Source organism: Streptomyces sp. NRRL F-5755 (assembly GCF_001279365.1).
GTDB lineage: Bacteria > Actinomycetota > Actinomycetes > Streptomycetales > Streptomycetaceae > Streptomyces > Streptomyces rimosus.
This window is the reverse complement of record NZ_LGCW01000317.1, coordinates 39672-63317: the sequence shown is the minus strand read 5'-3', so window position 1 is coordinate 63317 and position 23646 is coordinate 39672. Positions and strand designations below refer to the sequence as shown.

The window sequence follows — 23646 nt, the reverse complement described above, 5'->3', positions numbered from 1 at the left end:
GTATGTCGTGGATGCGGTGCGGACTCCGATCGGCCGGTACGGGGGCGCGCTCGCCGGCCCCAGCTCGGAAGCCCCCGCAGGCCTCACGTCTGGAGATGCCCCATGACTCCATCGAGCGCATCCGCCGCCCCGGCCGCCACCGCCTCCACGGCCCCCGCGACGCCCCCCGCACCGCCGCCTCCGGCCCCCGAACCGCAGTCCGTTATCGACCGTGAGATCGCCGCACTGCACAGCGCCGCCGCCGACGCCCGTGCGGCGGGCGGTCCCGTACCGGCGCACCCCGGCCGCGACTTCGCCCCGTACCGCAGCACCCGCCTGCGCCACCCGCGGCAGCCGCTCGCGGCGATCGACGCACTGCGCGACCCGGAGGCCGTCGAGCTGGCCGGGCCCGCCTTCGGTGTCACCGACGTGACCGCCCTGGACGCCGATCTGACCCGGCAGCACGCCGGTGATCCGCTCGGTGAGCGGATCACCGTCACCGGCCGGGTGCGGGACCGCGCGGGCCGCCCGGTGCGCGGGCAGCTCGTGGAGATCTGGCAGGCCAACGCCGCCGGACGGTACGCCCATCAGCGCGATCAGCACCCGGCACCGCTCGACCCCAACTTCACCGGCGTCGGCCGCTGCCTGACGGACGACGAGGGGCGGTACGCGTTCACCACCGTGCGGCCCGGCGCCTACCCGTGGCGCAACCATCACAACGCCTGGCGCCCGGCGCACATTCACTTCTCGCTCTTCGGCACCGCCTTCACCCAGAGGCTCGTCACCCAGATGTATTTCCCCGGGGACCCGCTGTTCCCGTACGACCCGATCCTGGCCTCGTGCACCGACCCGCAGGCGCGCGCCCGGCTGGTCTGCGCGTACGACCCGGAACTCGCCCGCGCGGAGTGGTCCCTCGGCTACCGCTGGGACATCGTGCTGGACGGACCGTCCGCCACCTGGACCGAGGAGGAACACTGATGTCCACCACCTCCACACCGCACGAGCACCCGGGCGTACCGCACCAGCCGGCCCCGGCGCAGGAGACGCCCGGGTCCCTCGCCCCCACCCCCTCCCAGACCATCGGCCCCTTCTACGGCTACGCGCTGCCGTTCCCCGGCGGCGGGGAGATGGCCCCCATCGGCCACCCCGACACCATCACCCTGCACGGCCGTGTCCTCGACGGCGCGGGCGAGCCGGTGCCGGACGCGCTGCTGGAGTTCTGGCAGGCGGGGCCGGACGGGAGTCTGCACGGAGCGCCCGGCTCGCTGCGCCGCGACCCGGCGACCGGCGCGGTCATCGGGCGCGACGGCGTGGAGTTCACCGGCTTCGGCCGGGTGCCGACCGACGCCGACGGCCGATATGTGCTGCGTACGCTGCCCGCCACCGCACCGGCGGACCGGCCGGACGCGGCGCCGTACATCGCGGTGTGCGTCTTCGCCCGCGGACTGCTGCACCACCTGTTCACCCGGGTGTACTTCCCGGAGCACACGTCCGCCCACGCGACCGACCCGCTGCTGTCACAGCTTCCCGCGCACCGGGCGCGCACCCTGGTCGCGCGGGCCGACGGCGAACGGCGGTACCGCTTCGACATCCGCCTCCAGGCCCGTGCCGCGGGCGACGGCGACGAGGCGAGCGAGGAGACGGTTTTCCTTGAGTTCCGCTGATGACGGCCTGCTGCCCGCGGACGATGGCCTGCTGGTCCCGGGCCGGGTGGGCTCCGCCGTGGAGGCCGCCACCGGTGACGCCGCATACGTACGTGCCCTGCTGGACGCGGAAGCGGCCCTGACGCGGGCGCAGGCGGCCGTCGGCCTGGCGCCGCCCGCGGCGGCCGAGGCCGTCACCGCGGCCGCGCACGACACCGGCCGGTACGACGCCCGCGACCTCGCGGTACGGGCCCGCTTGGGCGGCAACCCGGTCATCCCGCTGGTCGGCACCCTCACGTACGCCGTGGCCGAACGGAACCCGGACGCCGCCGCCTACGTCCACCGCGGCGCCACCAGCCAGGACATTCTCGATACCGCCACCATGCTGGTCTGTTCGCGCGCCCTGGCCGCCGTGCTCGGCGACCTGGACGACACCGCGACCACCCTGGCCCGGCTGGCGGCCGAGCACCGCGACACGCCGATGGCGGGACGCACGCTCACCCAGCACGCGGTGCCGACCACGTTCGGCCTCAAGGCCGCGGGGTGGCGCGGGCTGGTGCTGGACGCCCGGGACCGGCTCGCCGCCGTACGGGCCGCGCTGCCCGCGCAGTTGGGCGGCGCGGCGGGCACCCTCGCCGCGTTCCACGCGTTCGCGGAGGCCGATGGCCGGGGGCCGGTGCCCGACCTCGGGCTGCGGCTGCTCGCCGCGTACGCCGCCGAGACCGGCCTCGCCGAGCCCGTGCTGCCCTGGCACACGCTGCGCACTCCTGTCGCCGACCTCGCGGGCGCGCTGGCACACACCGCCGGGGCCCTCGGCAAGGTCGCCGCCGACGTGCTGTCCCTGTCCCGTACGGAGACGGGCGAGCTGGCCGAGGGCAGCGGCGGCGGCTCCTCCGCGATGCCGCACAAGGCCAACCCCGTACGGGCCACGCTGATCGCCGCCACGGCCCGTCAGGTCCCGGCGCTGGCCGGGGTGCTGTACGGGTCCCTGGCCGCCGAGGACGAACGGCCGGCCGGGGCCTGGCACGCGGAGTGGCAGCCGCTGCGCGACGCCCTGCGGCTGGTGGGCGGCGCGGCCCGGGACGCCGCCGGACTGGCCGCCGGACTGCGGGTACGCCCGGAGCGGATGCGCGCCAACCTCGCCGCGACCGGCGGCGGGATCGTCGCCGAACGCCTCGCGGCCGTGCTCGGCGCCCACCTCGGCCGGGACAAGGCCAGACGATTGCTCACCGACGTGTCGCGCCGGGCCGCCGAGGACGGCACCGGCCTGGCCGAGGCGCTGGACCGGGCCCTGCGCGCCCGGCACCCCGCCGTCGCCGACGCCTTCCCCGCCGCCCGGCTGCGGGAACTGGCCGACCCGGCCGCGTACACCGGCTCGGCCGGAGCGCTCGTGGACCGCGCCCTGCGCCGCCCCGGCGCGCAGCCCGCCGCACCGACCCCGCAGGAGAACGCATGACCAGCACCGCCGCCCACCCGCTCCCGCAGCACCGCGAAGACGGCCCCGCCGACGCGCCCCCGCTCATCCTGGGCCCCTCCCTGGGTACGTCGCTCGCGGTGTGGGAGCCCCAAATGGCGGCGCTGGCACGGCAGTTCCGCGTCGTGCGCTGGGATCTTCCCGGGCACGGCGGGACTCCGTACGACGTACTCCCGGGCCGTACGGACGGGACTGCCCCTACGGAAGGCACCGCCCGCACCGTCGCGGACCTGGCCGGACTGGTCCTCGCCCTCGCCGACTCCCTCGGCATCGACCGGTTCGCGTACGCCGGGATCTCCCTGGGCGGCGCGGTCGGCGCCTGGCTCGCGGTCCATCACCCCGAGCGGATCGCGTCGCTCGCGCTGGTCTGCTCCTCGGCCCGCTTCGGCGAGCCGGAGGGGTGGCACGAACGCGCCGCGCTCGTACGGGAGCAGGGCATGGCGGCGATCGCCGAGACCACTCCCGGCCGCTGGTTCACCCCGGCGTTCGTCGGCACGCCGGAGGCGCGCGGCCTTCTGGACGGGCTGCGGGCCGTGGCGCCCGAGGGGTACGCGGCGTGCTGCGACGCGCTCGCCACCTACGATCTGCGCGGTGATCTGGGCCGGATCGGCGCGCCCACGCTCGTCGTCGCCGGTCGGGACGACCCCGCGACCCCGCCCGCGCACGCCCGCGAACTCGCCGACGGCATCCCGGCCGCGAGCCTCACCGAACTGGCCGGTGCCGCCCACCTGGCCAACGCCGAACGGCCCGCGCAGGTGCTCGCCGCGCTCCTCGGCCACCTCGCGGCGCACCCGGTGGCCAGCGAGGGCACCGACCGGACCGACGGCACCGGTGACACCGGCCTCACCGACGACCGCACGCGCCATGCCGCCGGTACCACCGTCCGCCGCGCCGTCCTCGGTGACGCCCACGTCGACCGCGCGACCGCCCGCACCACCGCCTTCACCGCCGTCTTCCAGGACTTCATCACCCGCTACGCCTGGGGCGAGATCTGGACCCGGCCCGGACTGTCCCGGCACACCCGCAGCTGCGTCACGATCACCGCGCTGGTCGCGCGCGGGCACCACGAAGAGCTGGAGCTGCACCTGCGCGCCGCCCTGCGCAACGGCCTGACCGCCGAGGACATCCAGGAAGTCCTGCTCCAGTCGGCCGTCTACTGCGGCGTGCCCGCAGCGAACTCCGCATTCGCGCTGGCAGACCGCGTCATCGCCGAACACCGGGAAGGAAAGTGACCCCGATGCGTCCCGCGTCCTCCGCGCCCCCGGCCCCCGCCACCACGACGGTCGGCATCGTCGGCGGTGGCCCGGCGGGGCTGCTGCTGGCCCGGCTGCTGCACCGCTCCGGCATCGGCTGCGTCGTCCTGGAGAGCCGCGACCGCGCCTACGTCGAACAGCGCCAGCGCGCCGGAATCCTGGAGCAGGGCACCGCCGACACGCTGCGCGCCTGCGGTGCGGGGGAGCGCCTGGACCGGGAGGGCATCGTCCACCACGGCATCCGGCTGCGCTTCGACGGGCGTTCGCACCGCATCGACTTCCCGTCCCTGACCGGCGGCCGCAGTGTGCTCGTCTACGCGCAGACCGAGGTGGTCAAGGACCTCATCGCCCTCCAGCTCGCGGAAGGGCCGCCGCTGGTGTTCGGGGCGCGGGCGCTCGCGGTGGAGCGCGCGGACACCGAACGGCCCGTGATCCGCTACGTACACCAGGGCCGGGAACACGCCCTCACCTGCGACTATGTCGTCGGCTGCGACGGGTTCCACGGCATCGTCCGGGACGCGGTGCCGGCCGGCGCCCGCCGTACGTACGAGCGCGGCTACCCGTACTCCTGGCTCGGTGTCCTCGCCGACGTGCCGCCGTCCTGCGACGAGCTGGTCTACGCCCACTCCGAGCGCGGCTTCGCGCTGTTCAGCATGCGCTCGCCGACCGTCAGCCGGCTCTACCTCCAGGTCCCCAACGGCACCGACCCCGCCGACTGGCCGGACGAGCGGATCTGGGACGAGCTGGACGCCCGCTCGGCCACCGACGGGCCGTGGACCCTCGAACGCGGCCCGATCACCGCCAAGTCCGTCCTGCCGATGCGCAGTGTGGTCACCGAGCCGATGCGGTACGGGCGGGTGCTGCTCGCCGGGGACGCGGCGCACATCGTCCCGCCGACCGGGGCGAAGGGCCTGAACCTCGCCGCCTCCGACGTCACCGAACTGGCCCACGCCTTCGCCCACCTGGAGGAAACCGGCTCCACGGAGCTGCTGGACGGCTGGTCCGACACCTGTCTGCGCCGCGTCTGGCGCGCCGAGCAGTTCTCGTACTTCATGACGACGACCCTGCACACCGACCCCGGCCAGAGCACCTTCGACACCCGGTTGCAGCTCGCCCAGCTCGACCGGATCGCGTCCTTTGGGCACGCGGCGGCCGAACTGGCGGAGAACTACACGGGGTTGCCGTTCGCCCGCGCGGCCGTGCCTACCTCGGCACGGTGAGGATCTCGGCCCCGTCGTCGGTGATGGCGATCGTGTGCTCGCTGTGAGCGGTACGGCAGCCGGTCGCGCTCCGGAGCGTCCATCCGTCGGCGTCGGTGACGAGTTCGGCGGTGTCCGCCATGACCCACGGCTCCAGCGCGAGCAGCAGCCCGGGGCGGAGCTTGTAGCCACGGCCGGGCCGGCCGGTGTTGGGGACGTGCGGGTCCTGGTGCATCGTCGAGCCGATGCCGTGCCCTCCGAACTCGGTGTTGACCGGGTATCCGGCCTCGCCGAGGACCGTGCCGATGGCATGGGAGAGGTCGCCGATACGGGCCCCGGGCCCGGCGGCGGCGATCCCCGCGGCCAGCGCGCGTTCGGTGGCGTCGATCATCGCGGCGCTCTCCGGGTGCTGTGTGTCGCCCACGATGAAGCTGATGGCGGCGTCCGCGGCGATGCCGTTCTTGGAGACGGCGAGGTCGAGCGTCAGCAGGTCGCCGTCGGCGAGCGGGCGGTCGTACGGTCGTCCGTGGAGCACGGCGTCGTTGACGGCCGTGCAGATGTAGTGGCCGAACGGGCCGCGTCCGAAGGACGGCGCGTAGTCGACGTAGCAGGACTGCGCCCCGGCCTCGACGATCATCTCCTTGGCCCACCGGTCGATGTCCAGGAGGTTCGTGCCGGCCGTGCTGCGGCCCTTCAGCGTCTGCAGGATGTGGCCGACCAGGGCGCCGCTGTCTCTTGCCCGGCTCAGCAGGGTGGGGTTCAGGATCTCGATCATGCGGCGCCCTTCTCATGCTCCCAATAACTATACCGGCAATACTATACCGGTACTAGAATCGGTCCCATGGTCAGGTTGCCGCTCACTCCCGAAGAGGTCGAACGCGGTCAGCGTCTCGGCGCCCTCCTCCGCCGGGCCAGGGGGAAGCGCTCGATGCTCGACGTCGCGCTCGACGCCCATGTCTCACCGGAGACCCTCCGCAAGATCGAGTCGGGCCGGGTGGCCACCCCCTCCTTCCCGACCATCGCGGCGATCGCCGATGTCCTCGGCCTCTCCCTCGACGCGGTGTGGGCCGACATCAGCCGGCCCGGGGCCGGTGCCGAACCGGCCGGCTCCGGTCATCTCGCACGGGAGCCGCTGACCGCGTAAGCCCCCCGGGCAGGGCGCTCACTTGCGCCCCTTGCCCCCGCCCTGCTTCCCCGGTTCCTTCTTCCCGCTCCCGCCGGTGTCCTGCGCCGTGCCGGTCTCCGCCGCCACGTCCTCGGCCACCTGCTTGAGCGTGTGCCCGCTCAGCGCCGAGCGGGCCCGCCGCGGGTCGGGGGTGCCCTGGCCGCTCGCGTGCTCGTCGTCGGCCTTCACCAGCAGCCAGGACTCCCGCTCGTCGCTGTCCGGGCCGCCGCGGAAACGGGTGAGGGCATAACCGCCCCGCAGTTTCTTCCCCTCCATCCAGAACGTCACATGGCCCTTTTCCAGAGCTTCGGTGAACGGAACCGGACGGCCTTTCTTGTCGTGCGCGGTCGGGCGGTAATGGCCCTGGTCCCACACGATCACCGTGCCGCCCCCGTACTCGCCCTGCGGAATGACGCCCTCGAAATCCCGGTAGTCCAGCGGGTGGTCCTCGGTGGGCATGGCCAGCCTTTTGTCCTTCGGGTCCGTGGACGGGCCCTTCGGCACGGACCACGATTTCAGGACGCCGTCGGCCTCCAGCCGGAAGTCGAAGTGCATGGTGCTCGCATCATGGATCTGCACCACGAACCGCGGCTTCCCGGAGGAGGCCGACGCATCGCCGCCCTGCGGTTCCGACGTCCGGTCGAAATGCCGTTTCGACAGGTACGTCCGCAGCGGTCCCTCGTTCATCCCGGTCCGCCGGGTCAGCGGCCGAGGGCCTTGGCCAGCTGGTCCTTGTTCATGTTCGACCGGCCTTCCACGCCGCGCTTCTTGGCCTCGTTGTAGAGCTGGTCACGCGTGGGGCCCTTGGAGCCGGTGCGGTTGCCGGAGCGCTGGCCGCCGCGCTCGGGCGCCGACTTGCGGTCCTGGGTCGAGGACTTGCTGGCCGTCTTCGACTCGCCGGAGCGGGCGCGCTCCTTGTTCACCGTACGGGCCGCGATCTCCTTCGCCCGGCCCTTGGACGTACCGCGCTTCTCGGCGCCTTCCTTGATGTGCTCGTACTGGCGCTCACGCTTGGCGTTCGATCCTGCGGGCATGGTGTTCCTCCTCGGTTCTCGCTGTCTCGCACACGCCCTGGACGCGTACCGGCGTACCTGCCCCGGGCCTGCCGTGCACCATTTCTCGGACTACGGTTACCCGTGAATTCCGGCCTGTAACGAAAGGCCCCGGCGACTGCCCCGACGGGCCGAACGCGCGGCACCGGACCGGTCCGGATATCACGCCCCGGACTTCCGGGCGCGTACGCACCGGATGAATTCCTCCGCGTACGGCAGGGCGACGAAAGCGCCCACCCCGGCCGCGATTCCCGCCAGGTATTTCCCGGGCAGCGGCCGCTCCTTCGGCAGCAGCTTCCAGGCGTCCGGCTGCTTGCCGCCGTGCGCGAGATCCCGTACGGACTCCCAATGCAGGCAGGACGTGATGACCACGGCGGCCAGCGGCAGCACCTCCAGGAAGCTGTGGATGTGCTGCTCCACCGGACGCACCTCGCGGTCCTCGGTGGCCACCGTCACGTCCCAGATCGCGGTCGCGCTGTGCACGGCGGCGGCCCCGCCCATCATCGACAGCACCAGCGGGTTGATCCGCGCGACCAGCCCGGCCAGCACCGGCACCCCGGCCTCCGCCATCATCAGCGCGTGGATCGCCGACTCCTTGACGCCGGTGGTCTTCTCGATGTCCGTACGCCGGTGCATCATCCAGTCGGCGACGGCGGGCACGAACCACATGGGCAGGACGCCGTACATCAGGACGCGCTGCGTCGCGTTCTCCACGTCGTCGGCGCCGGGGGCGGGGCGCAGCTCCCGCCCCCGCCGCCAGTTCCGCCAGTCCTTCAGTGCCGTCAGCCTGGCCACGGGCCCTCCTTGGAAGTCGTGGAAGTCGATGGAAGTGGAAGTCGGCCGGTCGGTGCCGGACGCGGGCCGGGCCGCCCGGGCCCGGCCAGCCCGGTCACTTCGGAGCGTCCCCGTGGCCCTTGCCCGGCAGGAACTCCTGGATCTTCGCCTTGACGCCCTGCTTGAGCACCCCGGCCGTCTCCGGGTCGCCCTTGAGGATCGCGGTCGCCGCCGCCTCGATCTGGTCGAGCGTGGCGTGCGGCGGGATGGGCGGCACGTTGGGGTCGGTACGGAAGTCGATGACGAACGGCCGGTCGGCGGCAAGCGCCTGCCGCCACGCGCTCTCCACCTCGTCGGGCCGCTCGACCCGTACGCCGCCCAGGCCGATGGAGCGCGCGAAGTCGGCGTACGGCACGTCCGGGATGCGCTGCGACTCCTCGAACTGCGGCGCGCCCGACATGGCCCGCATCTCCCACGTCACCTGGTTGAGGTCCTCGTTGTTCAGGACCGCGACGATCATGCGCGGGTCGCTCCACTCCCGCCAGTACTTCGCCGCGGTGACCAGCTCGGCCATGCCGTTCATCTGCATCGCCCCGTCACCGACGATCGCCAGCGCCGGCCGCTCCGGGTGCGCGAACTTCGCGCCGATCACATACGGCACGCCGGGGCCCATGGTGGCCAGCGTCCCGGACAGCGAACCGCGCATATGGCCGCGCATCCGCAGATGGCGCGCGTACCAGTTGGCCGCCGAGCCGGAGTCCGCGGCCAGGATCACGTTGTCGGGCAGCAGCGCGTCGAGCGCGTGCACCACGTACTCGGGGTTGACCGGATCGGCCTCGACGGCGGCGCGCTGCTCCATGACCTGCCACCAGCGCTCGACGTTCGACTCGATCTTCTCGCGCCACTTGCGCGCCTTCTTGTGCTTGAGCAGCGGCAGCAGCCGCTCCAGCGTCTTGGACGCGTCACCGACGAGGTTGACCTCGAACGGATAGCGCAGTCCGACCATGAACGGGTCGATGTCGATCTGCACGGCGCGGGCCTGCCCGTACTCCGGCAGGAACTGCGAGTACGGGAAGCTGGAGCCGATCACCAGCAGGGTGTCGCACTCCTGCATCAGCTCGTAGCTGGGCCGGGTGCCGAGCAGACCGGTCGCGCCGGTCACATACGGCAGCTCGTCGGACAGCACGTCCTTGCCGAGCAGCGCCTTGGCCACCCCGGCGCCGAGCAGCTCGGCGGTCTCCTCGACCTGCTCGCGGGCCCCGCGGGCGCCCTGCCCGACCAGGATCGCCACCTTCTCGCCCGCGTTGAGCACCTCGGCGGCGCGCCGCAGGTCCTCGTCGGCCGGTACCGGCGCGTACTGCGACACGCCGAGGCTGGACGGCACCATCTTGAACTCGTGGGTGGGCGCGCTGTACTCCAGCTCCTGTACGTCGCCCGGGACGATGAGGGCGGTGACGGTGCGCTTGGCGTACGCGGTGCGGATCGCCCGGTCGAGGACGTTCGGCAGCTGCTCGGGGACCGTCACCATCTCGCAGAACTCCGAGGCGACGTCCTTGTAGAGCGCCATCAGGTCGACTTCCTGCTGGTAGGAGCCGCCCATGGCGCTGCGCGCCGTCTGCCCGACGATGGCCACCACCGGTACGTGGTCCAGCTTCGCGTCGTAGAGCCCGTTCAGCAGGTGGATGGCGCCGGGACCGGAGGTCGCCGCGCACACCCCCACCTTGCCGGAGAACTTGGCGTACCCGACGGCCTGGAACGCGGCCATCTCCTCGTGCCGCGCCTGCACGAACTTCGGCCGGTTGCCGGCCCGTCCCCAGGCGGCCAGCAGCCCGTTGATGCCGTCCCCGGCGTACGAGAAGACATGGTCGACGTCCCAGGCGCGCAGGCGCTGGAGGATGTGGTCGGAGACTTTGGTGGACATGCGGTTCGTTTCCTCTCACGATCGCGACGGCGGGTGCCGGGCCGGCTTTCCGTGTGCCCGTCCTGGCCCGGACGGATGCACGGCCGTCCGGACGGTTTTCGTCCGGATGTCCGGTTACCGGCCGTATCCGGGCGCACGGCCGCCGGCCGTCACCGCTCGCCCGGTGCCGCGAGGAGGCTGCTGTCCAGGCGCTCGGCCAGATCGGCCGGGCCGTCGTAGACCTCGTACGCACCGGCCTCCCGCAGGTCGTGCTCCGGATAGCCGCCGCTGAGCACCGCCAGGCAGGGCACGCCCGCCCGGTGGCTGGCCCGCACGTCCCAGACCGTGTCGCCGATGAACACCGCCTCGTCGGCGTTCACGCCGCTGTGCTCCAGGGCGCTCTTGACCAGATCGGGCGCGGGCTTGCTCGCCGACACGTCGTCCGAGCCGGTCACCGCGGTGATCGCGTCCTCCGCGTCCAGCGCGCGGCGCATCGCGGCCAGCTCGGGGCCGTGCGCCGAACTGGCCAGCACCACCGTCCAGCCGCGCTTCGCGCAGGCCCGCAGCAGGTCGGCCGCGCCGTCGAGCGGGGCCAGCCGCTCCCAGTACTGGGCGAAGAGCGTGCCGTGCGCCGTACGGATCGCCTCGTCCTGGTCGCGGTCCCGGTCCCCGCTGAGCAGATGGTCCAGCAGATGGTCGGACCCCATGCCGATGGTCCGGTGGATGTCCGCCATCGGCACCCGGTGCCCGGCCTGGCGGAACGCCTCCCACCAGGTGACGGCGTGCAGATAGGTGCTGTCGACCAGCGTTCCGTCGACGTCGAAGAGTGCTGCTCCGCGTGGGCTCACCCGTAGTTTCTCCTTCCGTGGGGGCCGGGCGGTGCCGCCCGGCCGCACTGGTTGAAGCGCCCCGCCGCCCGGTCGTTGAGGGCGCCGAGCACCTTGCGCAGCCGCGGCGCCGGTGCCGTACGCCCGCCGCTCTCCACCGCCGCGCCCTCGGTGACGCCCGGTGCGCCGACCGCGTCGCGCGGCAGCACCCGGGCCAGGGCCGAGGACAGGCGGGTGGTGGTCACCGGGGCCAGGCCGTGCGCCGTGGCGGCCAGCCGGGCGGCCGGGGTCAGCACGACGCGGGGGCGGCGCCGCTGCACTCCGGAGACGATGCGCCCGGCGGCGCGTTCGGCGTTCATCGACAGGACGGGCGTGCCCGCCAGTGCCGAGAACCAGGCGTACTCCCGCGCGGCGTCCCCGCCGAACTGCGCGCGCAGGTGGGAGCCCGTGCGCATCAGCCCCGGATGCACGGCCGTCACCGACACCCCGTATCCGCTCTCCTCCGCGTGCAGCCCCTCGGCCAGCGCGGCGACGGCGAACTTGGCGCAGGAGTACGGCAGCAGATGCGGTACGGCCAGCAGTCCGCCGACCGACCCGATCAGCGCCAGCCGCCCGCCCGCAGGGCTGCGCCGCAGGTGGGGGAGGGTCGCCAGGGACGTGTTGAGCGCCCCGTCGAAGATCGACGCCATGGCGTCGTGGAACGCCTGGTGCCCCAGTGAGGCGGCCGGGCCCACCTGGATGACCCCGGCGTTGCCGATGACGATGTCCAGCCCGCCCTCGCGCGCCGCGATCTCCTCGACGGTCCGGTCGACCGCCGCGCGGTCGCGTACGTCGCACACGGCGGTGGCGACCGGCGGGCCGCCGGGGCGGCGCAGCGACCGGGCGGCCTCGGCCAGCTCCTGCCCGTCCCGGGCCAGGATGGTCACACGGGCTCCCCGCGCGCCGAGCTGACGGGCCATCAGCAGACCCAGACCGCGCGAACCACCCGTCACCAGGGCCGACAGCCCCGCGATCGGCGGTGCGGAAGCAAAATGCGGCATGTCCGGTCCCTTCACCTCGGCCTGAACGCCCTGCGGTGTGCCCCGCGCCGTTCGGTCACGGCGTGAACAGCACCTTGATCGCGCCGTCCGCCTTCTTCTGGAACATCTCGTACGCCTCGGGCGCCTTCTCCAGCGGCATCCGGTGCGTGGCGAAGTCGTCCACGCCCAGCGGGTCGTCGTCCGTCAGCAGCGGGATGATGTCGTCCGCCCAGCGCCGTACGTTGGCCTGGCCCATCCGGAACGTGAGCTGCTTGTCGAACATCACCAGCATCGGCATCGGGTCCGTCATCCCGCCGTACACCCCGCTGATGGAGATCGTGCCGCCGCGGCGCGCCAGGGAGATGGCCAGGTGCAGGGCGCTCAGCCGGTCCACGCCCGCCCTGCTCATCAGCTTCTCGGCCCAGCGCGACGGCATCAGCCCGGCGGCCTGCTGCGCCAGCTTCCCGGCCGGGCTGCCATGTGCCTCGGTGCCCACCGCGTCGATCACGGCGTCCGGGCCGCGGCCGCCGGTGATGTCCTTGACGGCCTCGATCAGCCCGTCCTCGGCGTCGAAGGCGTCCAGGTCGAAGACGGTCGCCCCGTCGCGCCGGGCCCGCGCCAGCCGCTCCGGCACATGGTCGATGCCGATCACCTGCTCGGCGCCCAGGTGCCGGGCGATCCGGCACGACATCGCGCCGATCGGCCCCAGGCCCAGGACGGCGACGCTGCTGCCCTTGGTGACGCCCGCGTACTGCACGGCCTGCCAGGCGGTGGGCAGCACGTCCGACAGGTAGACGAAGCGGTCGTCGGCCGGTCCGTGCGGCACCTTGATCGGCCCGTACTGCGCCTGCGGTACGCGCAGGTACTCGGCCTGCGCGCCGGGCACCGAACCGTAGAGCTTGGTGTAGCCGAACAGCGCGGCGCCGGAGCCGTGCTCGCGCACCTGTGTGGTCTCACACTGTGTCTGGAGGCCGTCGCCGCACATCCGGCAGGAGCCGCAGGCGATCTGGAACGGGATCACCACCCGGTCGCCGGGGCTGAGGTCCGGCACTTCGGAGCCGGTCTCCTCGACGATCCCCATCGGCTCGTGCCCCAGGATGTCGCCGGGCGTCATGAAGGGCGTCAGGACCTCGTAGAGGTGCAGGTCGGAGCCGCACAGCCCGCTGGAGGTGATCTTGATGACCGCGTCGGTCGGCTTCTTGATCTGCGGATCGGGGACGTGCTCCACGCGGACGTCCCGCTTGCCGTGCCAGACGGTGGCTCGCATTGCGGATCTCCTTGTCCTGGCGGCCGGCCCACCGGACGGACCCGGCCGGGGAGCGCCGACCGCCCGGTAACCCAAAAGCCGCTTTTGAGTCTAAAGCGGTGTTCTTCGCCGTGGCAGCTCCAGTACCCGCATCGCCCGGGCCGAATCGCTTCCGTACCGCGTCGGTACGGGCCCCGGCCGCCCGCCACACGGGTTTCCACGGCCGGGAAAACGGTTACCCGGCGCCTCACCCGAGGGGGCGACCCACCTACCCACCCACCGGCCCCGCGCGGGCCGTCGAGAGCGCACGGAGCCCCGATGACCGAGTACGGATACTTCCTCGCCTGCGAGGAGCACGGCCCCGCTGAGCTGGTCGAACAGGCCCGCATGGCGGAGCAGGCCGGCTTCACCAAACTGTGGATCTCCGACCACTTCCATCCGTGGAACGACGCACAGGGCCAGAGCCCGTTCGTCTGGTCGGTGATCGGCGCACTGTCCCAGGTCACCTCGCTGCCGGTGGAGACCGCGGTGACCTGCCCGACCATGCGGCTGCACCCGGTGGTCACGGCGCAGGCCGCGGCCACCAGCGCGGTGCTCCTCGACGGCCGCTTCCGGCTCGGCGTGGGCAGCGGCGAGGCGCTGAACGAGCACATCCTCGGGGACCACTGGCCCCAGGCGTCGGTGCGCCTGGAGATGCTGGAGGAAGCCGTTCAGGTGATGCGGCAGCTCTTCGAGGGCGGCGAGGTCAGCCACCACGGCAAGCACTACACCGTGGAGAACGCCCGCCTGTACACGGTCCCCGACGAGCCGGTGCCCATTGACGTCTCCGCCTTCGGCCCCAGCGCCACCGAACTGGCCGCCCGCGTCGGCGACGGCTTCGTGACCATGGCGCCGGACGCGGACGCCGTCGAACGCTTTCGCCGGGGCGGCGGCGGCAACAAGCCCGTACAGGCCGGACTGAAGGTCTGCTACGGCCCCGACCGGGACGAGTGCGTGCGCACCGCGCACCGCCTGTGGCCCAGCGAACTGCTCCCCGGCGAACTGGCCCAGATCCTCCCCACCCCGCGCCACTTCGAGCAGGCGTCCGAACTGGTGACGCCGGAGCACGCGGCGAAGGGCTTCCCCTGCGGCGACGATGTCGACATGCACGTGTCCGCGCTGCGGGCCTTCGTGGACGCGGGCTTCGACACCGTCTACGTCGGTCAGATCGGCCCGGACCAGCGCGGGTTCTTCGACTTCTACCGGACGAAGGTGCTGCCGCAGGTCACGGAGTAGGGCGGCGAGCGGCGGCCGGCTGCTGACGTGCCGTCAGGAGGCTTCCCGCCGGGCGGCCCGGTGCCGCCGCACCGCCTCCCGCAGATGCGTACGTACCGGTCCCGGCGGGACGGTCCCGGTGGCGTCGGCGACCACCTCGCCGGCGACCTCGCGCACCTTGCGGTTCGCGTGCTGGGAGGTCTGCCGGAGGATGTACCAGGCCTGTTCGGCTGTGCACTCCGCGGTGGCCATCAGGATGCCGCGGGCCTGGTCGATCACCGGCCGGCCGGCCAGCGCCCGCCGCAGCCACGCGTTCTCCGCGCGCAGGCGCTCGACCGCGGCCCCCGACGCGTCGGGAGCCGCCGTAGTATCCGCCGCCCCGTCACCGGGGCCGCCGGCCGCGCCTCTCGGCACCTTCCGCGGCGCACGCAGGGCGGAGGTGAGCCGCAGGGCCGAGAGCGAGCGACGCTTCACTGCGGCTCCCGGGCCGTCGGCGCACCGGCCGGCGCCGCCCGGCCGAAGAACTTCTCCGCCCGTGGCGTGCCGGGCCACGTACGGGCCAGCTCCAGCACACGGCGGGGCTGGCGGCGCAGGTTGAGGGCCCGGACCGGGATCTGGCACTGCCGGCCGTACGCGTCCAGCCGCCGCAGGAAGTGCAGCCCGGCCGCGTCCATGAAGGTGACCCCGGTCATTTCGAGGACCACGCTCCCCAGGCCGGACGGTAACGCCGCGACGGCCGCGTCCAGAACGGGCACGGTGCCGTAATCGATCTCGCCCCGCACGGTCAGCACGGCCGAGGAGCCGAACAGCCGGGTGCGGACCCCCAGGGCATCCGGACCGGCCCGGGAAGACCGGTCTGTCTGTAGGGACATGACCCCATCGTGTCAGGAGTCAAACCGGTCTGTCCACGCCTACACTGGGTGCCACCATGACGACCGAGTGCGCGCCGGCCACGTCGCACGCCGGGGGTCGGCCCGGCGCCCGCGAGCGAGTATTGAGCGCCGCCTATGACCTGTTCTCGCGCCGTGGTATCCGCGATGTCGGCGTCAACGAGGTCATCCACCGCTCCCGGGTGGCCAAGGCGACCTTCTACCGCCACTTCCCCTCCAAGGACGACCTGGTCCTCGCCTTCCTCGACCGCCGCGAACAGCAGTGGACCCGCGGCCTGATCGAGGCCGGCGCCCGCCGCCGCGGCGGCACCCCCGAGGAACGCCTGCTGGCCGTCTTCGACGTGTTCGACGACTGGTTCCGCCACCCCGACTTCGACGCCTGCACCTTCATCAACGTCCTGCTGGAGATGGGCTGGCAGCACCCGCTGGGCCGGGCCAGCATCCGCCACCTGGAAAACGTCCGGATGCTCGTCCGTACGCTGGCCGAAGAGGCGCACCTGCGCGACTGCGACGGCTTCTCCCGCTCCTGGCACATCCTCATGAAGGGCTCCATCATCGCCGCCGCCGAGGGCGACCCGCACGCCGCGCGCCGTGCGCAGACGATGGCCCGCTGCCTGATCGCACAGCATCGGTGAGCCGGCCGTAGCCGTACGGGCGCGAGGGCGGGCGCCGGCCGTTTGAGACCATGCCCGGATGATCGAAATCGGCCACCGGGCGGCCGCACTGCAAGGCCGTACGCCCGGCTCCCCGCCCTCCGGAACCCCGCCCTTCCACGGCGCGTTCGAAGCGCATCTGACCGTACGGGACGAGGCGCCCGCTGACCCGGACGCCCGGGACCGGGTGGCCGCCGGCCTCGAACTCCACGCCGCGGCACGCGGGCTGAAATGGGTCCACATCCTGCTGGAGCGCGGCAGCACACCGTCCCAGCCGATGCTGACCCTGCACGGCAGCGGATCGGCCGGGCAGATGCGGGAGCGGGCGGCGGCCGAGGCGGCGGAGCTGCGCGCCGCGGGTTTCGAGGTGGTGCGTACGAAGATCGAGACGACGCCGTGGGCCGACGGCGTACCGGTCACCGACGCGGCGGCGGCTGCCCTCGGCCCGGCCTACTACTTCGAACACCACATCAAACTCCTCCTGGACCGCACCACACCCGGTGCCCCCTCCGCGCTCACCGGCCTCGCGGACCTCGCCGGCCCGCACGCGGCCCACCTCTCCCGCAACGCGCGACGCGTACGGGCCGACGGACGCGAGGAGCGCTTCGTGACCCAGCGCTGCCGCGCCGTCGGCCGGGACACCGCGGAACGGCGCCTGGCCGCCCTGCTGGACGCACTGCGCGCGGCGGAGCACGACATAGCCTCCGTCGAGCGGGAATTCGTCGTCCACGACAGCGACGGGACGCTGGACGACGGCTGGATCGACGAGACAGCGGCATACGGGGCAGGAGCGGCCACATGACCGAGCAGGAACACGCGCAGCAGGAACGGCCGCCGCACTGGCGCGACTTCGGGTACGGCCCTTGGCCCGCGACCGCCGTCGTCCCCACCACACCCCCGGACGAGGCGACCCGCACCGCCATGGACCTCCCGGCGACCCTGCTGCCGGTACGGGGCGACGGCGTCGTCCAGCCGCCCGTGTTCGACCCGTCGGTCCGCCATCACCTGCACGCCATGCGACTGGGCGAGCCGCGGTTCGCCGACGCGGCGGCCGGCGCCCGCTGGTACGCCGCCCGCCGCCACGCCCTGCACCACGCGCTGACCGCCGTCGCCACCTCCGAATGGGCCGGCCACCTCGTCCTGCGCGGCAGCGTGCTCCTGCGGGCCTGGTTCGGCGCCGAGGCCCGGGAACCCGGCGACCTGGACTTCGTCGTCGTACCGCCGACCTGGAACGAGCGGGACAGCCGTACGGAACACATGATCCACGGCATCGCCCGCTCCGCCGAGGAACTGTCCCTGCGCGGCGGCCCGGTACGCCTGCACGCGGACCGCGCGGTCGGCGACGACATCTGGACATACGACCGGGTCCCCGGCCGGCGGCTGGTCATCCCGTGGACGGCACACGACGACGCCGTACCGCCGGGCACCGTCCAGCTCGACTTCGTCTTCAACGAACACCTCCCGGCGCCCCCGGCCCCCGCAGAAGTCCCCGGCCCCGACGGTACGCAGCCCGCCCGGGTCTCGGCCGCCACCCCCGCACTCTCCCTCGCCTGGAAGATCCTGTGGCTGGTCAGCGACCGCTACCCGGAGGGCAAGGACCTGTATGACGCGGTTCTGCTGGCCGAATCCACGGAACTGCCGTTCCCGCTGCTCCGGTCCGTCTTCCGCGGCGTGGACGACGGCTACTACGACCGCAACCCGGTCCTCCTCAAGAACCTCACCTGGACCGAACAGGACTGGGACGAGTTCCGCAAGGACCACCCCGAACACGACGCCCCCGCCGAATACACCTACGTCGACCGCCTCGTCACCGCCCTCGCCCCCACCTACGCCTTCGACGACGGCAGCGGCGCGTCCCCCGCCTACCAGCAGCGGGCCGCCTGGCTGGCACCACTGACAAAGGAGTGCCGGAAGGTACTTGCGGATCAGGGCATGGAAGCGGTCCAGCAACTCCTGCTCAAGCCCTACGTCGGCATCGACAACGCACTGGTCGTCACGGCGGAACTGCTGCACGGCCCGCTCGAAGACCGGCTCACGGAAGCGGGCGCGGTGGTGGCGTCGTATCGGACGGCCGATGCGGAGGAACGGGAGGTGCGGCGGGTCGTGGGGGCTTTGGGGGAGGCGATGCGGGTGTTGGTGACGGGGGAGGACTGAAACGGGGCGCGGCCTTTTCGGAGGCAGATGAGGGCGCGAAAAATACGTTGGCGCCGGAATCCGGGGCCGGGCTAGGGTGAGCCCGTTCCTCGCGGTGGCCGTCCGGCCGCCGCGTCCGGCCGTGAAGATTCAGGAGGTGTGACCCGATGGCTGTCATTGCGCTGGGCGCTGCCCGCAATCAGAAGACCATCCATTCCACCTCCGTGGTCTCCGGCTGACTCGACCTCATTTCTCGCCACGCGCCGGGCGCGTGGGGCCGGGGCCACCCTTGTGAAGGGTTTCCCTTGCAATCGTCTTCCTTCTCCTCCGCTTCGTCGCGCCCGCTGACCGCCTACGGCTGGGACGACGGCTTCGCGGAGAGTTTCGCCGCTCACGCCGGGCGGGGGTTCGTGCCCGGCCGTGTCGTCCGCGTGGACCGCGGGCGGGTGGACGCCGTGGTGCCCGACGGGGACGGTGTCCGTACCGTGCTGGCGGACACCGCGCTGGTGGCCACCAGTGATCCGATGCGGGTGCCGTGCACCGGGGACTGGGCCGTGATCGACCTCGGCGAGGTCGGTGCGGGCCGGGACGGTGTGGTGCGGGCGCTGCTGCCGCGGCGTACCGCGTTCGTGCGCTCGACGTCGTCCAAGCGGTCCGAGGGGCAGGTGCTGGCGGCGAACGTGGACCACGCCGTGGTCGCGGTCTCGCTCGCCGTGGACCTGGACCTCGGGCGCATCGAGCGCTTCGTCTCCCTGGCCTGGGAGAGCGGGGCGCAGCCGCTGCTCGTGCTGACCAAGGCCGACCTGGCCGGTGATCCGGACGTGCTGGCGCACCTGGTCGCGGACGCGGAGACCGCCGCGCCCGGGGTGCAGGTGCTGGCCGTCAGCGCGGCCGACGGTGACGGGCTGGACGTCCTCGCCGCGGTACTGGGCGGCGGCACGTCCGTACTGCTCGGGCAGTCCGGTGCGGGCAAGTCGACGCTCGCCAACGCGCTGGTGGGCGAGGACGTGCAGGACGTACGGGCCGCCCGCGACCGGGACGGCAAGGGCCGGCACACCACGACCACCCGGGACCTGCTGGTGCTGCCCGGCGGCGGGGTGCTGATCGACACCCCCGGCCTGCGGGGCGTCGGAATGTGGGACGCCGACACCGGGCTCGCGCGGGCCTTCTCGGACGTGGAGGACCTGGCCGAGGAGTGCCGCTTCCACGACTGCGCGCACGCCACGGAGCCCGGGTGCGCGGTGCTGGCGGCCATCGAGAGCGGCGCGTTGCCGCAGCGGCGGCTGGAGAGCTACCGCAAGCTGCTGCGCGAGAACGAGCGCATCGCGGCCAAGACGGACGCCCGGCTGCGGGCGGAGATCCGCAGGGACTGGAAGCAGAAGCAGGCCCTGGGCCGTCACATGGTGGAGCGGAAGAGGGGGGCTCGGGGGTGAGGGACAGGGCGGGTGCCTTTGGGTGCCCGCCCTGCTCCGGGTGCCCGCCCCGTTCCGGGTGCCTGCCCTATTCCGGGTGCTCGTCCTGCTCCGGGTGCTCGCCCCGCTTCGGGTGCCTGCCTTGTTCCGGGTGCTCGCCCCGTTCCGGGCGCCCGCCCTGCTCCGGGTGCTCGCCCCGCTTCGGGCGCCCGCCCCGTCCCGGGTGCCCGCCCCGCTCCGGGCGGCCCGTCCCCGCCCCAGCGCGATGTCCGATTTCCGCCAGGAAACCTCCCGGGCGTCGCGCACACTGGATCGTGTGATGGACGACGGGACCAGGTACGAGGCGGTGTCGAGCCGGGACGCGCGGTTCGACGGCGAGTTCTTCTTCGCCGTCGTGACGACCGGGATCTACTGCCGTCCGAGCTGCCCGGCGGTCACCCCGAAGCGTGCGAACGTACGGTTCTACGCCTCCGCGGCGGCCGCGCAGGGCGCCGGGTTCCGGGCCTGCCGCCGCTGCCGTCCGGACGCCGTGCCGGGCTCGGCGGAGTGGAACGTCCGGGCCGACCTGGTCGGCCGTGCCATGCGGTTCATCGACGACGGCGTGGTCGACCGGGAGGGCGTCGGCGGCCTCGCGCGGCGGCTGGGATACAGCGCGCGGCAGGTGCAGCGGCAGCTCACGGCCGAGCTGGGCGCCGGGCCCGTGGCCCTGGCGCGGGCCCGCCGCGCGCACACCGCGCGGCTGCTCCTCCAGACCACCGGCCTGCCGGTCACCGACCTGGCCTTCGCCGCCGGATTCGCCAGCATCCGGCAGTTCAACGACACGATGCGGGAGATCTACGCCAGTACGCCGAGCGAACTGCGCGCGGCGGCGGGAACCCGTACGGGGGCGGGTACCGGCCCGTCCGGTGCCGCGCGGCACGGGGCGCCCGCCGGTGTGCCGCTGCGGCTGGCCTACCGGGGCCCGTACGCCGCCGCCGAGATCTTCGACTTCCTCCAGGAGCGCGCGGTGCCGGGCGTCGAGGAGATGCGCGGCGCGCGGGGCTCTCGTACGTACCGCCGCACGCTGCGGCTCACCCACGGCAGCGGCATCGCCGAGGTCGACGAGCACGCCGGCTCCCGGCAGCCGCGCCGGCCGCGCGCCGGACTGGTGTGCCCGGCCGCCCGGGGCACGGACGGCGGCTGGCTGGAGTGCCGGCTGCACCTGACCGACCTGCGCGACCTGTCCACCGCCGTCCAGCGGATGCGCCGCCTGTTCGACTTGGACGCCGACCCGTACGCCGTCGCCGAGCGCCTGGGCACCGACCCGCTGCTCGGCCCGCTGGTCGCGGCCCGCCCCGGACTGCGGTCGCCGGGCGCCGCCGACCCCGAGGAACTGGCCGTACGGACCGTCCTCGGCGGGCCGCCGGAACACGCCGCCGAGCTGGTACGGACGTACGGCAAGCCGCTGGACGCGGCGGACGGCGCGCTGACCCACCTCTTCCCCGAACCCGCCGCGCTGACCGGCGCCGGAGTGCGGGAACCGGTGCGCGCGCTGTGCGGCGCGCTCGCCGACGGGGCGGTCCGGCTGGACGCGGGCGCGGACCGGGACGCCGCCGAGCGTGCGCTGCGCGCCCTGCCCGGGGTGGGCCCGGCGGCAGCCGCGTACATCCGGATGCGGGCACTGGGCGACCCGGACGTGGGGCCGGTGGACGGCGGCGGGGCGGCGCCGGAGGCGTGGCGGCCCTGGCGCTCGTACGCCCTGCACCACCTGTGGCTGGCCGCGGGCGCCCGGGAGGATCAGCCCGCGATGACGGCGCCGGTCCAGGCGCCGACCGCCAGCAGGCAGGCGTACAGCTCGACCAGCACGGCGGTCCCGATGGCCCGCATGGCCGTGCGGGTGGCGGCCCACGCGTCCCCGTGACTGCCCAGGCGCGCCCGTTCCAGCAGGTAGAGCGCGCCGACCGAGCCCAGCGCGGCCCCCACCACGGGCACCACGAAGAAGCCGATGATGCCCGCGGCGCCGCTGACGTACAGGGTCCGGTACGGGGCGCCGGCGGCCCGGGGGTCGCGGGGCGGCAGCAGCCAGGCGAGGGCCTGGGCGAGCAGCAGGACGGCGCTCGTGCCGATCAGGACGAACCAGGCCAGGGTGGAGTGCTCGGCCATCGCCCACCACAGCACGCCCGCCCATACGATCGGCGGCCCCGGTACCCCCGGGGCCAGCACGCCCAGCAGCCCGAGCAGCAGGACGAGGCCGACCGTGAGCAACTGCCATCCGCCCATGGCCCCAGCGTGCCGGAACCGGGGCCGGTGCGCCCCTTGGCGCGTACCGGCCGGGCGGCGCGGTGACGTCCCGCCGCGCCCTGTCTCCGCGGCCCCGGCCGGTGGACAATGCGGCCCATGGACCGACAGGGGGACCGGCGCCGTCACGAGGACGCGTGGTGGCGGGAGTTGTACGAGGACGACGGTGACGCAGCCGCCCGGGACACCGGCCCCGCGGAGGCGGCCCGGGACTCGCTCGACGACCGGGTGGACTCCGCCTTCCGTGCGGTGGGGCAGGCGGCGGGTGCCGGGTCCGTACCGTCCGCCGATGCCGGTAGGGGCGCGCCGCCCGAGTCCGGCCCCCGCCCCGAATCGATGGCCCTGCCCGCCGCCGACCCGGGCGCGCTGGACGAACTCGTACCGGACACGGAGCTGGACGGCGCCGGGTACGGAACGTTCACCCTGCGCGCCGCCTCGCTGCGCGGCGAAGCCGCCCGCCACCGCGGGGAGCCGCGCGGCGACGCCCTGCTCACCGCCCGCTTCGGCGCCGGGCAGCACGCGCTGGTCCTGGTCGCCGTGGCCACCGCGGCCCCCGGCGGAGGTGCGTACGCGTACGGAGGCACCCACCGCGCGGCCCGCGACGCCTGCCACTGGATCGGCGGGGCCGTCGGCCGCAGCTACACCCGGCTGGCCGAGGACGTCCGTACGGGCAACCGCGACGCCCTGAAGTCGGGCCTGCACCGCCTGGCCGACCGCACCTACGGCAAGCTCCGTGCGTACGCCGTCGAGCACGGCATGGAGCCCGAGCAGTACACGGCGGCGCTGCGCTGCCTGCTGCTGCCCGCCGATCCGGCCTGCCGGACCCGGGTCTTCTTCGGTGCCGGCGCGGGCGGATTCTTCCGGCTGGGCAGCGGCGTCTGGCAGGACCTGGAGCCACCGCCCCAGGAGGACGCGACGGGCGGCCCGGCGCCCGCGGGCGGTGCGAGCGGGCCGGAGGAGGCGCCCGTGGACACGCCCGCAGACACGCCTCCGTGGCCGGTCCCCGGCGCGCCCGGCCCCGACACCCTCGTACCGGGCGCACCGGATGTGCCGGATGCGCCCGATCCGGGTGCCCTCCTCCCCGACCTCGGCGGCACCGTCCCCGGCCTGCCCCGCGCGCCGTCGGGGCGGCCCTGGCAGCCGCCGTACGAGCCCGTGCCGCGCACCGCGCCGGAGCCGTTCCGCTTCCGGGCCGTGGCCGCGCGGCCCGGCGATCTCCTGCTGGTGTGCAGTGCCGGGTTCGCGGGCCCGCTGACCGAGGCGGCCGGGTTCGGCAGCCGTCTGGCCGCGCGGTGGACGGCCGCCGGGCCGCCGGGGCTCGCGGCGTTCCTGGCCGATGTCCGGCTGCACGCGGAGGGGTACGGGCAGGACCGTACGGCTGTGGCGGTGTGGGAGGGGACGGAGGCGGCGGGGGCGGTACGGCCCGGGTGACGCGGCAGGCGTAGTCCGGACGGACACCGGCCCGGGGGAGTGGTAGAACCGGGAAGGAATGCCGC

The 23646-nt window shown here is 73.8% G+C and carries 23 protein-coding genes and 1 pseudogene; 13 read left to right on the top strand and 11 right to left on the bottom strand.

Annotated features, from left to right (window positions below):
- The first annotated feature begins 102 nt into the window (after positions 1 to 102).
- The 5 genes from pcaH to ADK86_RS38005 are packed head-to-tail and all read left to right on the top strand — an operon-like array spanning position 103 to position 5569.
- The gene (gene pcaH / locus ADK86_RS38025; RefSeq protein ID WP_234346309.1) at positions 103 to 957 is read left to right on the top strand and encodes a protocatechuate 3,4-dioxygenase subunit beta; all 855 of its coding nucleotides are present in this window, start codon (positions 103 to 105) and stop codon (positions 955 to 957) included.
- Positions 957 to 1643, top strand: coding sequence for a protocatechuate 3,4-dioxygenase subunit alpha (gene pcaG, locus ADK86_RS38020; protein ID WP_053700736.1), 687 nt, complete (start codon positions 957 to 959; stop codon positions 1641 to 1643). Before pcaH ends, pcaG begins: the two co-directional genes overlap by 1 nt.
- On the top strand, positions 1630 to 3078 hold the full coding sequence (gene pcaB / locus ADK86_RS38015) for a 3-carboxy-cis,cis-muconate cycloisomerase (RefSeq protein ID WP_053700735.1): 1449 nt from the start codon (positions 1630 to 1632) through the stop codon (positions 3076 to 3078). The genes pcaG and pcaB overlap by 14 nt, the downstream gene beginning before the upstream one ends.
- Positions 3075 to 4328, top strand: a complete 1254-nt coding sequence (gene pcaD, locus ADK86_RS38010; protein WP_053700734.1) for a 3-oxoadipate enol-lactonase — start codon at positions 3075 to 3077, stop codon at positions 4326 to 4328. Before pcaB ends, pcaD begins: the two co-directional genes overlap by 4 nt.
- 5 nt (positions 4329 to 4333) lie before the next feature.
- Positions 4334 to 5569: a 4-hydroxybenzoate 3-monooxygenase gene (locus ADK86_RS38005; protein WP_053700733.1), complete on the top strand. Its 1236-nt coding sequence runs from the start codon at positions 4334 to 4336 to the stop codon at positions 5567 to 5569.
- Here the strand turns inward: ADK86_RS38005 and map are convergent.
- Positions 5553 to 6323: a type I methionyl aminopeptidase gene (gene map / locus ADK86_RS38000; protein WP_053700732.1), complete on the bottom strand. Its 771-nt coding sequence runs from the start codon at positions 6321 to 6323 to the stop codon at positions 5553 to 5555. The two genes, ADK86_RS38005 and map, sit on opposite strands and share 17 nt — an antisense overlap.
- 66 nt (positions 6324 to 6389) lie before the next feature.
- Between map and ADK86_RS37995 the strand changes: the two genes are divergently transcribed.
- Positions 6390 to 6692, top strand: coding sequence for a helix-turn-helix transcriptional regulator (locus ADK86_RS37995; RefSeq protein ID WP_053700731.1), 303 nt, complete (start codon positions 6390 to 6392; stop codon positions 6690 to 6692).
- Between the two features lie 18 nt (positions 6693 to 6710).
- On the opposite strand, the gene ADK86_RS37990 is transcribed toward ADK86_RS37995, so the two are convergent.
- The 7 genes from ADK86_RS37990 to ADK86_RS37960 all read right to left on the bottom strand — a co-directional run bounded on the left by ADK86_RS37990 (position 6711) and on the right by ADK86_RS37960 (position 13552).
- Complete coding sequence (locus tag ADK86_RS37990; RefSeq protein ID WP_053700730.1) at positions 6711 to 7400, bottom strand: DNA polymerase ligase N-terminal domain-containing protein; 690 nt, start codon at positions 7398 to 7400, stop codon at positions 6711 to 6713.
- Between the two features lie 14 nt (positions 7401 to 7414).
- Positions 7415 to 7747 (bottom strand): hypothetical protein, encoded by a 333-nt coding sequence (locus tag ADK86_RS37985; RefSeq protein ID WP_003983312.1) that lies wholly within the window; start codon positions 7745 to 7747, stop codon positions 7415 to 7417.
- 180 nt (positions 7748 to 7927) lie between these two features.
- Positions 7928 to 8560: a hypothetical protein gene (locus tag ADK86_RS37980; RefSeq protein WP_053700729.1), complete on the bottom strand. Its 633-nt coding sequence runs from the start codon at positions 8558 to 8560 to the stop codon at positions 7928 to 7930.
- A gap of 94 nt (positions 8561 to 8654) precedes the next feature.
- Positions 8655 to 10460 carry a thiamine pyrophosphate-requiring protein gene (locus tag ADK86_RS37975; protein WP_053700728.1) on the bottom strand — a complete coding sequence of 602 codons (1806 nt, stop codon included), beginning with the start codon at positions 10458 to 10460 and terminating at the stop codon, positions 8655 to 8657.
- A 149-nt stretch (positions 10461 to 10609) separates the two neighbouring features.
- Positions 10610 to 11287, bottom strand: a complete 678-nt coding sequence (locus ADK86_RS37970) for an HAD family hydrolase (RefSeq protein ID WP_030599798.1) — start codon at positions 11285 to 11287, stop codon at positions 10610 to 10612.
- A complete protein-coding gene (locus ADK86_RS37965) occupies positions 11284 to 12306 on the bottom strand; it encodes an SDR family NAD(P)-dependent oxidoreductase (RefSeq protein ID WP_053700727.1) in 1023 nt (340 codons plus the stop codon). The genes ADK86_RS37970 and ADK86_RS37965 overlap by 4 nt, the downstream gene beginning before the upstream one ends.
- Before the next feature lie 55 nt (positions 12307 to 12361).
- Positions 12362 to 13552 carry a zinc-dependent alcohol dehydrogenase gene (locus ADK86_RS37960; RefSeq protein WP_053700726.1) on the bottom strand — a complete coding sequence of 397 codons (1191 nt, stop codon included), beginning with the start codon at positions 13550 to 13552 and terminating at the stop codon, positions 12362 to 12364.
- Between the two features lie 297 nt (positions 13553 to 13849).
- Between ADK86_RS37960 and ADK86_RS37955 the strand changes: the two genes are divergently transcribed.
- Positions 13850 to 14806, top strand: a complete 957-nt coding sequence (locus ADK86_RS37955) for an LLM class F420-dependent oxidoreductase (RefSeq protein WP_053700725.1) — start codon at positions 13850 to 13852, stop codon at positions 14804 to 14806.
- A 33-nt stretch (positions 14807 to 14839) separates the two neighbouring features.
- Here ADK86_RS37955 and ADK86_RS37950 read toward each other — a convergent pair whose 3' ends face one another.
- Both ADK86_RS37950 and ADK86_RS37945 read right to left on the bottom strand, forming a co-directional pair.
- Positions 14840 to 15259, bottom strand: coding sequence for an ANTAR domain-containing protein (locus tag ADK86_RS37950; protein WP_063789186.1), 420 nt, complete (start codon positions 15257 to 15259; stop codon positions 14840 to 14842).
- Positions 15256 to 15657: an STAS domain-containing protein gene (locus ADK86_RS37945; RefSeq protein WP_050506916.1), complete on the bottom strand. Its 402-nt coding sequence runs from the start codon at positions 15655 to 15657 to the stop codon at positions 15256 to 15258. The genes ADK86_RS37950 and ADK86_RS37945 overlap by 4 nt, the downstream gene beginning before the upstream one ends.
- A gap of 56 nt (positions 15658 to 15713) precedes the next feature.
- Between ADK86_RS37945 and ADK86_RS37940 the strand changes: the two genes are divergently transcribed.
- From ADK86_RS37940 to ADK86_RS37920, 5 genes are all read left to right on the top strand, one after another.
- Positions 15714 to 16310 carry a TetR/AcrR family transcriptional regulator gene (locus ADK86_RS37940; protein ID WP_053700724.1) on the top strand — a complete coding sequence of 199 codons (597 nt, stop codon included), beginning with the start codon at positions 15714 to 15716 and terminating at the stop codon, positions 16308 to 16310.
- 58 nt (positions 16311 to 16368) lie between these two features.
- Entirely contained in the window at positions 16369 to 17130 is a 762-nt protein-coding gene (locus ADK86_RS37935) for a hypothetical protein (protein ID WP_053700723.1), read from the top strand.
- Positions 17127 to 18482 (top strand): nucleotidyl transferase AbiEii/AbiGii toxin family protein, encoded by a 1356-nt coding sequence (locus tag ADK86_RS37930; protein WP_053700722.1) that lies wholly within the window; start codon positions 17127 to 17129, stop codon positions 18480 to 18482. Before ADK86_RS37935 ends, ADK86_RS37930 begins: the two co-directional genes overlap by 4 nt.
- Positions 18483 to 18766: 284 nt before the next feature.
- Complete coding sequence (gene rsgA / locus ADK86_RS37925) at positions 18767 to 19894, top strand: ribosome small subunit-dependent GTPase A (RefSeq protein ID WP_053700721.1); 1128 nt, start codon at positions 18767 to 18769, stop codon at positions 19892 to 19894.
- Positions 19895 to 20192: 298 nt separating this feature from the next.
- Positions 20193 to 21773: a DNA-3-methyladenine glycosylase 2 family protein gene (locus ADK86_RS37920; RefSeq protein ID WP_053700720.1), complete on the top strand. Its 1581-nt coding sequence runs from the start codon at positions 20193 to 20195 to the stop codon at positions 21771 to 21773.
- Here ADK86_RS37920 and ADK86_RS45125 read toward each other — a convergent pair.
- Positions 21725 to 22015: pseudogene (locus tag ADK86_RS45125) on the bottom strand (DUF456 domain-containing protein); the annotation flags it as partial. The gene ADK86_RS37920 and the pseudogene ADK86_RS45125 overlap by 49 nt on opposite strands.
- Before the next feature lie 234 nt (positions 22016 to 22249).
- On the opposite strand from ADK86_RS45125, the gene ADK86_RS37915 reads away from it, so the two are divergent.
- Entirely contained in the window at positions 22250 to 23581 is a 1332-nt protein-coding gene (locus ADK86_RS37915; protein ID WP_053700719.1) for a protein phosphatase 2C domain-containing protein, read from the top strand.
- The last annotated feature ends 65 nt before the right edge of the window (positions 23582 to 23646 follow it).

Excerpts from the sequence above, each read along its gene's own strand:
- ADK86_RS38005 (WP_053700733.1), top strand. The coding sequence starts at position 4,334 with ATGCGTCCCGCGTCCTCCGCGCCCCCGGCCCCCGCCACCACGACGGTC.
- ADK86_RS37955 (WP_053700725.1), top strand. The coding sequence starts at position 13,850 with ATGACCGAGTACGGATACTTCCTCGCCTGCGAGGAGCACGGCCCCGCT.
- ADK86_RS37940 (WP_053700724.1), top strand. The coding sequence starts at position 15,714 with ATGACGACCGAGTGCGCGCCGGCCACGTCGCACGCCGGGGGTCGGCCC.
- ADK86_RS37945 (WP_050506916.1), bottom strand. The coding sequence starts at position 15,657 with ATGTCCCTACAGACAGACCGGTCTTCCCGGGCCGGTCCGGATGCCCTG.
- ADK86_RS37915 (WP_053700719.1), top strand. The coding sequence starts at position 22,250 with ATGGACCGACAGGGGGACCGGCGCCGTCACGAGGACGCGTGGTGGCGG.
- ADK86_RS37975 (WP_053700728.1), bottom strand. The coding sequence starts at position 10,460 with ATGTCCACCAAAGTCTCCGACCACATCCTCCAGCGCCTGCGCGCCTGG.
- map (WP_053700732.1), bottom strand. The coding sequence starts at position 6,323 with ATGATCGAGATCCTGAACCCCACCCTGCTGAGCCGGGCAAGAGACAGC.
- ADK86_RS37990 (WP_053700730.1), bottom strand. The coding sequence starts at position 7,400 with ATGAACGAGGGACCGCTGCGGACGTACCTGTCGAAACGGCATTTCGAC.
- ADK86_RS37960 (WP_053700726.1), bottom strand. The coding sequence starts at position 13,552 with ATGCGAGCCACCGTCTGGCACGGCAAGCGGGACGTCCGCGTGGAGCAC.
- pcaD (WP_053700734.1), top strand. The coding sequence starts at position 3,075 with ATGACCAGCACCGCCGCCCACCCGCTCCCGCAGCACCGCGAAGACGGC.
- pcaG (WP_053700736.1), top strand. The coding sequence starts at position 957 with ATGTCCACCACCTCCACACCGCACGAGCACCCGGGCGTACCGCACCAG.
- ADK86_RS37995 (WP_053700731.1), top strand. The coding sequence starts at position 6,390 with ATGGTCAGGTTGCCGCTCACTCCCGAAGAGGTCGAACGCGGTCAGCGT.
- pcaH (WP_234346309.1), top strand. The coding sequence starts at position 103 with ATGACTCCATCGAGCGCATCCGCCGCCCCGGCCGCCACCGCCTCCACG.
- ADK86_RS37965 (WP_053700727.1), bottom strand. The coding sequence starts at position 12,306 with ATGCCGCATTTTGCTTCCGCACCGCCGATCGCGGGGCTGTCGGCCCTG.
- ADK86_RS37985 (WP_003983312.1), bottom strand. The coding sequence starts at position 7,747 with ATGCCCGCAGGATCGAACGCCAAGCGTGAGCGCCAGTACGAGCACATC.
- ADK86_RS37935 (WP_053700723.1), top strand. The coding sequence starts at position 16,369 with ATGATCGAAATCGGCCACCGGGCGGCCGCACTGCAAGGCCGTACGCCC.
- ADK86_RS37930 (WP_053700722.1), top strand. The coding sequence starts at position 17,127 with ATGACCGAGCAGGAACACGCGCAGCAGGAACGGCCGCCGCACTGGCGC.
- ADK86_RS37920 (WP_053700720.1), top strand. The coding sequence starts at position 20,193 with ATGGACGACGGGACCAGGTACGAGGCGGTGTCGAGCCGGGACGCGCGG.